The organism is Vibrio sp. 1401 (genome assembly GCF_033340295.1).
Genome location: NZ_JAWOWF010000024.1, coordinates 16916 through 29899 on the forward strand (window position 1 = coordinate 16916; position 12984 = coordinate 29899).

The 12984-nt window shown below is 45.2% G+C and carries 10 protein-coding genes; 7 read left to right on the plus strand and 3 right to left on the minus strand.

The genetic code is table 11. The features are described 5' to 3' along the window. Positions 1-129: 129 nt before the first annotated feature. On the plus strand, positions 130-1161 hold the full coding sequence (gene dapD / locus R7Z77_RS13525; protein WP_025768219.1) for a 2,3,4,5-tetrahydropyridine-2,6-dicarboxylate N-succinyltransferase: 1032 nt from the start codon (positions 130-132) through the stop codon (positions 1159-1161). A 70-nt stretch (positions 1162-1231) separates the two neighbouring features. On the opposite strand, the gene glpQ is transcribed toward dapD, so the two are convergent. Together glpQ and glpT are read right to left on the minus strand one after the other, a co-directional pair. Then, positions 1232-2287 (minus strand): glycerophosphodiester phosphodiesterase, encoded by a 1056-nt coding sequence (gene glpQ, locus R7Z77_RS13530; RefSeq protein WP_005380201.1) that lies wholly within the window; start codon positions 2285-2287, stop codon positions 1232-1234. Positions 2288-2343: 56 nt separating this feature from the next. After that, complete coding sequence (glpT, locus tag R7Z77_RS13535; protein ID WP_005380199.1) at positions 2344-3708, minus strand: glycerol-3-phosphate transporter; 1365 nt, start codon at positions 3706-3708, stop codon at positions 2344-2346. A gap of 897 nt (positions 3709-4605) precedes the next feature. Here glpT and R7Z77_RS13540 point away from each other — a divergent pair. The 5 genes from R7Z77_RS13540 (at position 4606) to R7Z77_RS13560 (ending at position 10953) form a co-directional block, all read left to right on the plus strand. After that, positions 4606-5460, plus strand: a complete 855-nt coding sequence (locus R7Z77_RS13540; RefSeq protein ID WP_005380195.1) for an MIP/aquaporin family protein — start codon at positions 4606-4608, stop codon at positions 5458-5460. A gap of 59 nt (positions 5461-5519) precedes the next feature. Further along, positions 5520-7037: a glycerol kinase GlpK gene (glpK, locus tag R7Z77_RS13545; RefSeq protein ID WP_005380193.1), complete on the plus strand. Its 1518-nt coding sequence runs from the start codon at positions 5520-5522 to the stop codon at positions 7035-7037. Positions 7038-7196: 159 nt separating this feature from the next. Next, a complete protein-coding gene (locus tag R7Z77_RS13550) occupies positions 7197-7988 on the plus strand; it encodes a DeoR/GlpR family transcriptional regulator (protein ID WP_005380192.1) in 792 nt (263 codons plus the stop codon). A gap of 176 nt (positions 7989-8164) precedes the next feature. Further along, positions 8165-9724, plus strand: coding sequence for a glycerol-3-phosphate dehydrogenase (gene glpD / locus R7Z77_RS13555; RefSeq protein WP_213967757.1), 1560 nt, complete (start codon positions 8165-8167; stop codon positions 9722-9724). Between the two features lie 275 nt (positions 9725-9999). Then, positions 10000-10953, plus strand: a complete 954-nt coding sequence (locus tag R7Z77_RS13560; protein ID WP_005380188.1) for a CorA family divalent cation transporter — start codon at positions 10000-10002, stop codon at positions 10951-10953. A 73-nt stretch (positions 10954-11026) separates the two neighbouring features. Here R7Z77_RS13560 and R7Z77_RS13565 read toward each other — a convergent pair whose 3' ends face one another. Continuing rightward, entirely contained in the window at positions 11027-12211 is a 1185-nt protein-coding gene (locus R7Z77_RS13565; protein ID WP_005380186.1) for an NnrS family protein, read from the minus strand. A 184-nt stretch (positions 12212-12395) separates the two neighbouring features. Between R7Z77_RS13565 and R7Z77_RS13570 the strand changes: the two genes are divergently transcribed. Beyond that, positions 12396-12947 carry a gamma-glutamylcyclotransferase family protein gene (locus R7Z77_RS13570; protein WP_042521366.1) on the plus strand — a complete coding sequence of 184 codons (552 nt, stop codon included), beginning with the start codon at positions 12396-12398 and terminating at the stop codon, positions 12945-12947. Positions 12948-12984: the final 37 nt, after the last annotated feature.

Genomic DNA, 12984 nt, shown 5'->3' on the forward strand with positions numbered 1-12984 from the left:
ATCCATCTACGGACTTTCTCCATTTCCCCTCTTTAAACTCCCCAACACTCTCTTTATGATGACTGACAACTTAATTATTTCTTGTCAGTGAACAGACGAGACACAAGACTCAACACATGGAGATCAACTATGGCTTTCTTCTCTCTAGCCTTTGGTACGGCAACTAAAAACCGCGACGGCAAAATCATCGAAGCGTTTTTCCCAAACCCAGTTCTTAACCCAAGCGAAGCGCTTGTTAACGCACTAGCAGCAGTAGCAGGTTACGAGCAAGGCAACCAAGCTATCGAGATCTCTGCAGCACAAAGCGCAGAACTGGCAGCAGCATTTGAAGCAAACGGCGATGCGGCAAACGCATCTTTCGCAGCAAAAGCAGCAGAATCAGCACAACCACTTGTACTGGTTATCCTTGCAACTGACGAACAACCACAAAGCGTTGCTGAAGGCTTCCTAAAGCTTCAACTTATCTCTAACCGCCTAGTTCAACCACACGGCACGGTACTAGACGGCATCTTCGGTCTACTGCACAACATCGCATGGACTAACGAAGGTCCAATCGATCTACCTGAACTAGCAGAGCGTCAAATCGAAGCTCGCCTAGCGGGTCGTGCACTAAGCGTAGATTGCGTAGACAAGTTCCCTAAAATGGTGGACTACGTGGTACCAACTGGCGTTCGTATCGCTGATACTTCTCGCGTACGTCTTGGCGCACACGTTGGCGAAGGCACAACAGTAATGCACGAAGGCTTCATCAACTTCAACGCGGGTACAACAGGCGTAAGCATGGTTGAAGGTCGTATCTCTGCTGGCGTAGTGGTTGGTAACGGCTCTGACATCGGCGGCGGCGCATCTATCATGGGTACGCTATCTGGCGGCGGTAAAGTTGTGGTTTCTATCGGTGAAAACTCGCTACTAGGCGCGAACGCAGGTCTTGGTTTCCCAATGGGTGACCGTTGTACTATCGAATCAGGTCTGTACGTAACTGCTGGTTCTAAAGTACGCATGCTAGATTCTGACGGTCAAGAAGTCGAAGTGGTGAAAGCACGCGATCTTGCTGGAGTTTCTGACCTACTGTTCCGTCGTAACTCTGTAACAGGTCAAATCGAATGTCTTGCTAACAAGAGCGCGGTTGAACTGAACAGCGAACTGCATAAAAACAACTAATAAATAGTTAAGAAAAATCCCCCAGCAGGAAACTGTTGGGGGATTTTTTAGCTTAAAGAAAAATGCGTGATTACTGATTTAAAAAGCTGACCGCTTTATCTGGGAAATCAGTAAACAAACCATCCACTTTTACTTGGTTGTAGTACACATCCATCATGCCTTCAAAGCTGTCAGTGTACGCTGGAATGCGTCCTGGATCGGCGCGGAACGTGTATGGATGCACTTGCAAGCCAGCGTCTTTTGCAGCCTTCATCAACGGCTTGATGATGATATTGTCTTTGGTTGACTTATCATCCACCAGCATCGGCTTCCAAGGTCCAATTCCTTCCGCGTAACTCGCTACTTTCTTCATTCCGTCGGCTTCGAACATCCAGTCATAACTGTATGGTGTTGCCTTGTCGCCTTTGTACACCATAGTTTCGTTCCAGTCCGTGTAAGCCATAAGCTGAACGAGCTTTAAGTCCATGTCCATTGCAGGCATGAGTTCACTGTTGATGCGTTGAAGTTCATTCGCATCAAAACACTGAAGGTAGACTTTGTCGTCTTGAGAGCCGTAACCGTACTGCTTCAAGACTTTAAGTACTGCTTTAGAAATGTCCTTACCTTCATGACGATGGAACCAAGGCGCTTTAATTTCTGGGTAAATACCGATGTCATAACCCAGCGTTTTGTTTAAGCCTTGGATCAGCTCAATCTCTTCAGCAAACGTCGGCACGGTGAAGTCAGATTTCCACATAGGGAATCGGGTTGGATAGCCCGCTACTTTGTTGCCTTTCTCATCGATGTTGAACCCTTCGGTAACTCGCAAGGATTTGATTTCCGCCAGAGTGAAATCAATCGCGTAATAACGACCATCTTTACGTGCACGATCAGGAAAACGCTCCGCAACATCCGTTACGCGATCGAGATAATGGTCATGCAACACGACCAACTGGTCATCTTTCGTCATTACCACATCTTGCTCTATGTAGTCAGGTTTCATTGCGTAAGCAAGTGCTTTGGCTTCTAGCGTGTGCTCAGGCAAGTAGCCCGATGCACCACGATGCGCAATGACAAGCGGCTTCGCAATCGCACCAGCAGAAAGGCTAAGTGCTAAAAAAGTAAGACATACTGACTTTGTTTTCATTGTTATTTCCTTGATAAAGCGAAGAGGCAGTATTCCACTGCCTCTTTAAATAAATATTACGCTAGCGCTTCCTTCTCGCGCTCTTTTTGCTCGTGGTGCGCACGTTCACCTAAGAAGGCGTACATCAAACACACGATAGAAGTAATACAAGAACCCACTAAGATGATAAAGCCACCATCCCAGCCAAAGTGGTCTACGGTATAGCCCAAAATCGCGTTTGCGGCAACTGCCCCACCCAGGTATCCAAACAAACCAGTAAGACCAGCGGCAGTACCTGCCGCTTTCTTCGGAGCGAGTTCAAGTGCGTACAAACCGATCAGCATAACCGGACCATAGATTAGGAAGCCAATTGCAATAAGCGCCATCATATCTACTGTTGGGTTGCCCGCAGGGTTAAACCAATAAACCATCACTGCAACTGTCACTAGCACCATAAATAAGATACCAGCAGGTGCACGACGACCTTTGAACAATTTGTCAGAGATCCAACCACACAATAGTGTTCCTGGAATGCCAGCCCATTCGTATAAGAAATAAGCCCATGACGATTTATCTACCGAGAAATCCTTCGCTTCTTTTAGGTAAACAGGTGCCCAGTCCAGTACGCCGTAACGAATTAGGTAAACAAATGCGTTTGCAATTGCAATCGACCAAAGAAGTTTGTTGTTGAAGACGTATTTGAAGAAGATTTCCTTCGCTGTCATTTCTTGTTCATGGGACTTGTCATAGTCATCTGGGTAATCGTCTTTGTATTCTTCAATAGGAGGCAGACCACAAGACTGAGGGGTATCGCGAACCGTCATCCAAACAAACACAGCAACCAACGTGGCGAAAAATGCAGGAACATAAAATGCAGTGCGCCAATCATCGTTAAATGCCCACAGGCCAAGAATAAATAGTGGACCAATCAAGCCACCACCCACGTTGTGCGCCACGTTCCAAACCGAAACGATCTCACCACGCTCTTTACGTGACCACCAGTGCACCATGGTTCGGCCACAAGCAGGCCACCCCATCCCTTGGAACCAACCGTTTAAGAAAAGCAAAATGAACATCGCAGTGACGCTACCAGTCGCCCATGGCATAAAGCCAAAGCAAAACATCACTAATGCAGACATCAATAGGCCGCCACTAAGGAAATAGCGAGGGTTGGAGCGGTCTGAAACGCTGCCCATTAGAAACTTAGAGAGACCATATGCAATGGAAACAGCTGCCAAGGCGACACCTAAGTCTCCGCGGCTAAAGCCTTGCTCGATAAGATAAGGCATCGCCAAACTGAAGTTTTTACGAACTAGATAGTAACCGGCGTAGCCAACAAAGATACCGATAAAGAGTTGCCAACGGAGGCGAGAGTAGGTGCTATCGATGCTGCCAGGGGACAGACGATCAATGTGCGCCTTAGGTTTGAATATTCCAAACATAGGAACCTCATTATTTTGTATGCGATGGTAAAAACACAAAAGGAGCGAACGAAACAAAATAAATCTTCGTTCGAAAGTTCATGAATTGTATGGAGTTAGGATTTTATTTCTGTGACAAATGTTGCACATGGATTAAATATAAGTAAATACAGTAAATTATATGAGCATTAATTAGATCATCGTTCAACTTTACTCAAGATTCGTTAATATGAAACTGATATTCAAACCTCTCACTTGAGCATTCCAATTCGAAACCTTTGAAACAAAGGCTCGAATTAGAACATAAACTAACCGTAAAAAGGGCGATTTACGCCTGCCCTACTCGCTCCGAACCAACTAATAACTAAAAAGCTGAAAAACGATCACGTTTAGCATCAAACGAAATAAAAAAAACAATTTTTATCTGAATACAAGCCGAAGCAATGATTCACAAACACAAGACATTAACAGCGTTTATTCTCTTCTCAACTCATCCTATTGGTATCAATGGGATGACGATTTTTTCTAAAAGTCCAAACATGACAGCGTATTTTTTTATATCACTGCTAGCCCTTGATACATTTGACATTCTCCTACTCCTTTAGGGTTAACTGCTACACAAGTTCTGTGTAATAAATCTCCAAGCACGTAGCAGCTTCACAAAACTCCTCTTACCAGTTGTGCATTCTTTTTCACATCGGTAATTTGAGCGCTCTCAACACTGGCCTCGTGACAAATAAATTATTTTCGTTGTGTTCTTTTCCGGTTAAAAGATGCGCCATTTAACAAAAACGAAGACTTTGATTAACAAATTTATGCTCAAACGCTCATTTTTAACGCTCGTTTGTTTTCGCAAACGTTTATATATGCACAATAGTACCGTGCTAGACAGGCAAAAATGATCAAAGGACTTTTAACATGACAACGAACAAACACCCCTCTCTGCTCGGAGAATGTTTGGCCGAGTTTATCGGTACAGGACTACTTATTTTCTTCGGCGTAGGCTGTGTTGCAGCCTTAGTTCTAACAGGCGCATCATTTGGACAATGGGAAATCAGTATTGTATGGGGCTTCGGTGTCGCCATCGCTATTTACTGTACGGCTGGCGTCTCTGGTGCACACATCAACCCTGCCGTTACCATCGCACTTGCTATGTTCCATGGTTTTGATAAGGCGAAAGTGGTGCCATACATTATCGCTCAAATGCTTGGGGCATTCTGTTCTGCTGCATTGGTATACAGCTTATACAGCAACCTTTTCACCGACTACGAAATCGCTCATAACTTCGTTCGCAGCAGCCAAGATGCACTAGCAACTGCTGGTATCTTCTCAACCTATCCGCATGCCTCCCTCTCTTTCTTTGGTGCTTTTGCTGTGGAATTCGTTATCACTGCTGTGCTGATGTTTGCGATTCTGGCTCTGGGCGATGAAAATAACGGCGCGGCACGTGGCGCAATGAACCCTCTATTGATCGGTATTTTGATTGCCGTCATCGGTGGTTCACTTGGCCCACTAACAGGCTTTGCGATGAACCCTGCTCGTGACTTTGGACCAAAGCTGTTCGCTTACTTCGCTGGTTGGGATTACGCTCTGACAGGTGCTAAAGACATTCCTTACTTTATCGTGCCTTTACTTGCTCCGATTGCAGGTGCGTGTTTTGGTGGTTGGTTGTATCCAAAAGCGATTGCCGCTTACCTTCCACAACAAGGTCACGGTTGCACGATTCCAAACCAATGTGAGACGGAAGAAGAAACAGAAGAAGCTAGAGCTTAAAACTGACGTAACTCGAACATTTACTAAAATATAAATAACGAAACAAAAGGATTCTTACCATGACTGAGCAAAAATACATTGTTGCCCTAGACCAAGGTACAACAAGCTCTCGCGCAGTGATTCTTGATCATGATGCGAACATCGTAAGCGTCGCGCAACGCGAATTTACTCAGATTTATCCAGAAGCTGGTTGGGTTGAACATGATCCAATGGAGATCTGGGCAACACAAAGCTCTACCTTAGTAGAAGCTCTAGCTAAGTCTGGCATCCGTAGCGACCAATTAGCGGCTATCGGTATTACTAACCAGCGTGAAACGACTATCGTCTGGAACAAAGAAACAGGTAAACCCGTTTACAATGCGATTGTATGGCAATGTCGCCGTACTGCTGATATCTGTGAAGATTTAAAAGCACGCGGTCTCGAAAACTATGTACGTGACAACACTGGTTTGGTGCTTGACCCTTACTTCTCCGGTACCAAAGTTAAATGGATTCTGGACAATGTTGAAGGCGCACGAGAAGACGCAGAAGCAGGTAAGCTGTTGTTTGGTACTGTCGATACTTGGTTAGTTTGGAAGATGACTCAAGGTCGCGTTCACGTAACCGACTACACTAACGCATCGCGTACCATGCTGTTTAACATCAACGATCTATGTTGGGATCAAAAAATGTTAGATGAGCTTGGCATCCCAGCATCTATGATGCCAGAAGTGAAGCGCTCATCGGAAATTTACGGTAAAACCAACATCGGTGGTAAAGGCGGTACTCGTATTCCTATTTCTGGAATCGCAGGTGACCAACAAGCGGCGCTTTACGGCCAAATGTGTGTTGAAGCGGGTCAAGCGAAAAACACTTACGGTACGGGTTGTTTCTTGCTAATGAATACTGGCCAAGAAAAAGTCACTTCGACACATGGCCTTCTAACTACTTTGGCTTGTGGTCCTGCAGGCGAACCAGCTTATGCACTTGAAGGTGCCGTATTCATGGGTGGAGCTTCTATCCAATGGCTACGCGATGAATTGAAAATCCTAAACGGTGCAGAAGACTCTGAATACTTCGCGACAAAAGTGGATACATCAAACGGCGTTTATGTCGTGCCTGCATTTACTGGTTTAGGCGCTCCATACTGGGATGCCTACGCACGTGGCACGATTGTCGGCCTTACTCGCGGTGTGAATTCAAACCATATCATCCGTGCAACATTGGAAGGCATCGCTTATCAAACTCGTGACGTACTGGATGCGATGCAAGCTGACTCAGGCATTAAGCTTGCGAACCTTCGCGTCGATGGTGGTGCAGTAGCGAACAACTTCCTAATGCAATTCCAATCCGATGTATTGAACACAGAAGTACACCGCCCTCAAGTAACTGAGGTTACCGCTCTTGGTGCAGCCTACCTTGCCGGCCTTGCAGTTGGTTACTGGGATAGCATTGATGAGTTGCAGAATAAAGCGGTACTTGATCGCACCTTTGAGCCACACGATGATGAAGAAAAACGCAATCGTCGTTACAAGGGCTGGAAACGTGCAGTGAAATGTGCACAAACCTGGTCTGAACTTCACGACGAAGAAGATTAATCTCATCTCCATAAGAAAAGAAGAGCGCCATTTGTGCGCTCTTTTTGCGCTTTATCCCCGATTCCTGAACTCGCTTACTTCTCACAACGAGCAAATTCGAGCACAATAGAGCTTCGAATTTGAAGCATTGGCCGTTACCAATGCACAAGGGAGTGGTAAGTGAAGCAAATACCTCGACACCAGCAGATTGTTGAGCTGGTGAAAAAACAAGGCTATGTCAGCACGGATGAGTTGGTAGAAAGATTCAATGTCAGCCCACAAACCATCCGACGCGATCTCAATGAACTCGCCGATGACAACAAAATTCGTCGTTATCACGGTGGAGCCACTATTCCTCTCAGTTCTGAAAACACATCTTACAACACGCGTAAAGCGCTCAACTTCAATGAAAAAGATGTCATTGCAGACGAGGTAGTCAAACACATTCCAGATGGTGCCACACTATTCATCGATATTGGCACTACACCAGAAGCAGTTGCGCGAGCGCTCAATAAAAACCATAAACAGTTGCGTGTTGTCACCAACAACATCAATGTTGCGACCATTCTTTTCCCTAACCCTGAAATCAAAGTCATCTTAGCGGGTGGAGAAGTCCGCAGCAGAGACGGCGGTATTGTTGGCGAGGCTACCCTCGATTTCGTTAAACAGTTCCGTCTCGACTTTGGTATTCTCGGCATTAGCGGTATCGACTTCGATGGCTCGCTATTAGACTTTGATTACCACGAAGTCCGGGTCAAACAAGCGATCATTGACAATAGCCGTAGTGTATTTCTTGCCGTAGACCACACCAAGTTCGGGCGCAATGCTATGGTGAAACTAGGCAATATTGCACAGCTCAACATGATCTTTACCAATAAGCAGCCACCAGAAGAAATCTTGTCAATTTTGAAGGAAGCTTCTATCCCACTTGAAGTGGTTGAAGCTAACGAATCAAACTCCGAAAACGAGTAACGTCAATCGTATAACTCCCCCTCAAATGACCTCTGTCTTAATTAGACAGAGGTTTTTTTGTGTCTAAATCACACAAAACGCTCACAAACGAAAATAATAGATGATCACAAACGAAACCTGAGCTAGGATTACATTATGTTCTAAAATGCTCGTTCGCTCACCAAGAGGTCAAATTTATGAGTATACAAAATAATGCTTCCACTACTAGCTCATCCACTACCTTAGACTTGATCGTAATCGGTGGCGGCATTAACGGAGCTGGTATTGCAGCAGACGCAGCTGGCCGAGGTTTGAGTGTTGGCTTATACGAAGCAAATGACTTCGCATCTGCGACTTCTTCAGCAAGTTCTAAACTGATACACGGCGGTTTACGCTACCTTGAACACTACGAGTTTCGTTTAGTTTCGGAAGCGCTCGCAGAGCGTGAGGTTATTCTTCGTAAAGCACCACACGTCGCACTACCAATGCGTTTCCGTTTACCGCATCGCCCATTCCTACGCCCAGCTTGGATGATTCGTTGTGGCCTTTTCCTTTACGATAACTTGGGTAAACGTACGACGCTGCAAGGCAGTAAAACCGTCAACCTTGCGAAATCTGGCTTGCTAAAACCAGAAATGAAAACGGGTTTCGAATACTCTGACTGTTGGGTTGATGATGCACGTTTAGTATTACTGAACGTTCTTGCGGCTCGCGAAAACCATGCTGAAGTGCGTAACTACTGCCGCGTGGAAAAAGCACACCGTGAAGGTGGTATCTGGCATGTTACTATTCACGATGTGATGACAGACCAACGTTTCGAACGTCAAGCGAAAGCGTTAGTCAATGCTGCGGGGCCTTGGGTAAAACAGTTCTTTGATGATGGATTAGAGCAAGCCTCTCCTCGTAACATTCGCTTAATCAAAGGCTCGCACATCGTTGTTCCTCGTATCCACAACGAACCGCAAGCCTACATTCTTCAAAACAAAGACAATCGCATCGTATTTATGATTCCTTACTTAGATAAGTTCTCAATCATTGGTACAACAGATGTGGAATACAAAGGTGACCCACGTGAAGTGTCGATCTCAGATGACGAAGTCGATTACCTCATTGATATCGTAAACCAACACTTTGTCCACCAGTTGACTCGCGAAGATGTAGTTTGGACATACAGCGGTGTTCGTCCTTTATGTGACGATGAATCTGACTCTCCGCAAGCAATCACACGAGACTACACGCTAGAGCTCGATGCGGAATACGACCATGCACCTCTGCTTTCTGTTTTTGGTGGTAAGTTAACGACCTACCGTAAGTTAGGTGAAGCAGCAATGAAGAAACTTGCTCCGTTCCTACCTGAAATGGGTAAAGACTGGACGGCCAACCAAACCCTTCCTGGTGGTAACTTCAGCTGTAGTCGTGAACAATTAGCTAAACAAATTCACGCTAAATACACTTGGGCGCCAGAAGCATTGATTCTTCGTTATGTCACACAGTTTGGTACCCAAACCTGGAACTTAATGGAAGGCACAACAAGTGAAGCTGACTTAGGACAAACGTTCTCGGCACAAGCAGGTGGTGTTTACCAACGTGAGATCGATTACTTAATGAACCATGAAATGGCAATGACCGATGAAGACATTTTATGGCGCCGTACTAAGCTTGGTCTTTACATGAACGAGGAAGAAAAACAGGCCTTAACGGACTATTTAAAGAAAAAGCTACAACAGAAAGTGGTTAATCTTTCTCAAGTTGGCTAACAGCTCCCCTCCCTCCCCCACAATAAAGCCTGCTTAGTTGCAGGCTTTTTGTTTTGTTGTTTAAGCACAACACCTTGGTGCGCTCCACTCGATTGCAAATAAGAACAACTATTCATAGACATTTGGCGTTAAATACAATCATACTCATTTGAAAAATAATGCATCAATGACTTCAGAGTACCGTACTCAGAGTATTGCCTCTGTATGGCAATGCAATTCTCGCGAAAGAAGTATCTTGAGGTTATTTTGGTATCGGCTCAAACAAGGAAAAGAAAATGGGTTTTATGATTGAACATTGGGACTTCTCAACCCCAGAAGCAACTCAACAATCCACCACGGCAGAGCAAATTCAAGCTAAGCATTGGTACCATTGCGAACGGCTGCATCCTGATATTCGTGGTTGGCTGGAGCAGAACCAAGTACCTCGAGCTACGGTTGATCATCTATTAGCCGACGAAAGCCGACCATCTTTCCATCCTTTGGATGACGAGAACTTCATGTTGATTTTACGAGGCGTCAATATGAACGGCAATGCATCACCAGAAGATATGCTTAGTATTCGAATTCTCTACTTTCAAGGCGCACTCATTTCAACTCGTAAAATTCCATCACGCGCGATCATGGAGATTCGCCAAGCATTAGCGGAACACAAAGGCCCAAAAAGTCTTGCCAGTTTACTTCATCAGATCATTGAAGGATTAAACAGTAAAATAGACATTTACCTTGATACGATTGAAGAAACACTAAACCAGTTCGACGTGAATGATGAGTCGACGTACAAACATATGGCGACTCAAAAAGCACTGATTTCTATCAAGCGTTTTATTCGCCCTCAGCAGTACGCTATCCGTGATCTTGTGGAGTCAGAATCAGAATTGATTGCTTTGAGACCTCATCAATATCGCTTCGCACACAATAATATTACGCGCATAAATGAAACACTTGAGTTTTATCTTGGAGAAGTGGCGCTTTTCCAAGAAGAGATCAAACATCATCGTGATGAGAAAACCAATAAAAACAGTTACCTGTTTACTTTGGTAGCAACGATTTTTCTACCAACCAGCTTCTTAACAGGTTTACTCGGTATCAATGTTGGTGGAATGCCAGGCGTGGATTCCACCATGGCATTCACCTGGTTCTGCATCGCCTTAATTGTCATTTTTGGTCTAGAGTGGTGGCTATTTAAACGCTTGGGGCTCACGAATAAAGCGGACGACGAAGACGAATAAACACTAAACCTATAAAGAACAAAAACCAAAAGAGGAGCACGCGGCTCCTCTTTTCTCTACTCACATTAGAATCTTATCCGGGGTGACCATCCACACGAGGGGTCACAAGCATCACACCAAAGCGCCACACAAATAGCCCAAACGCAACAATCCATAATCCACCGCTGATATCAATCCACAGTATCATGTTCGCTGGATCAAAGATCACGGCGAAACTGCGAACCAAAGCTGCCGCGGTAATCGCTGCAAACGCAAGGCTCATGTTTGGCCCTTTGTAGATCATGCGACCAGTATGTCCCATCGTCACCCGTGTAATCATCGCTAAAATCAAACCGCCTAACGCACCTATCGCAAACAGGTGAATGAGGTTATGGCTGGCAAATGCATCTCCCCAGACGCCTCGCAAAATTAAGCTTAGTGGTAAACACAAATACGCAGCATGCAGCGACCATACTAAAGGCTCGTTCAGGGTTAACCAAGGTTTCCAGCGAACAAAACGCACCAACTGAGCAACACCTGCAAATAGCATCAAAGGACTACCTAGTTCTGCAAACGTCACAGGGAAAAAGCTCAGCACAAATAGCATTACCAATGGCAAGTTCGCGAACCACTCTAACCAAGCCAATGGTTGCGCTTTTTCGAAATTAAATCGACGCGCAGTAAAAAATGGAATTACACGTCCGCCCATCACTGACAACAGCAAGGTAAACCACCACAGCATTGCTTGCCACACCGCTGAAGAGCTAAAGGGCGGCATACCTTTTATCGTTGCGTAGCTTGCAAAGTTCGCAAAGATGGCTAAAAGAAACAGTGGAACGAAAAACAAATTACGCCAACCTTTGGCTCGATACACACGAATGCCCACCTCATAGGCGACAAACAGTAAAAATACCGCTTCGATACTGCTGGTTAACCATAACGGTGCTTGTGTCCAAAGCAATATGCGGGGCACTAACCACAAGCCAAATAAAGCCAGAAGCATGTAATGCTTGGTACCATTAATGCCAGTCCAGTTTTGTACCGCGGTCAGTACAAAGCCAACTACAATGGCCATCGAAAAACCGAACAACATTTCATGTACGTGCCACCATAATGCAGGCACGGCTAATGCGTTTGGCTGTCCGCCTTGGAACATCCACACCCACAACGCGATCGCAACAATGGCGTAAATCGACCCAAACAGAAAAAACGGCCGAAAGCCTAATCGCAGCCATGCGGGGATTTTTTCTTCCACTTTTTTATCGGTGATATTCAGCATTATCTTGCCCTCAAGCGTCTCTTGATGCTGGTTGACTCAACTACAATATTGATGCTACCACAAACATGCATAAAAAATACATGTTTATAATTAAGATTATACTTAAGAGGTAAAGTTGTGCTTCAGAGGCGGGTTAGGTATAAACGGTGAGAGACACAACCATCAGTTAAGGGATGCAACGAAGATGTACATATTTGGCTATGGCAGTTTGATTAATTCTGCGTCACGTAAGTTAACCGGACAAACGGGAGAAGCCATTCCCGTCATTGCTCATGGACTGGTGCGCTACTGGGGGAAGATTGACGACAGCTACAGCCTCTCTCCATTAGTGGTGAACCAAGGCGATGGACAGGTTAATGGCGTTTTACTCGAAGTGAATAAAGAAGCGCTCGCAGAATTCGATCGCCGTGAGCGAGGTTATCATCGTATTCAACTGCAGCCAGATCAAATCGAAACAGATGCGAGTTTTAACCAAGAACACGACATTTGGGTTTACGTAAAAGACGAGCCACTACCACCATGCGCAAAGAGCCCAATCATGCAAAGTTATGTTGATACCGTACTGGCAGGTTGCTTGGAAGTTTCCCACGCGTTTGCAGAGCATTTTGTGCGTCACACCATTGGCTGGCAACACGCGAAAGAAAATGACCGCCACCAACCCAAATATGGCAACCTTGCAGGCGTACAAGATCACCATTATGAGTTGATTGATAATCTGATCAAAAAAGGAGCCTAACGGCTCCTCTTTAGTATCTATGTTTTGCTTACGCAAG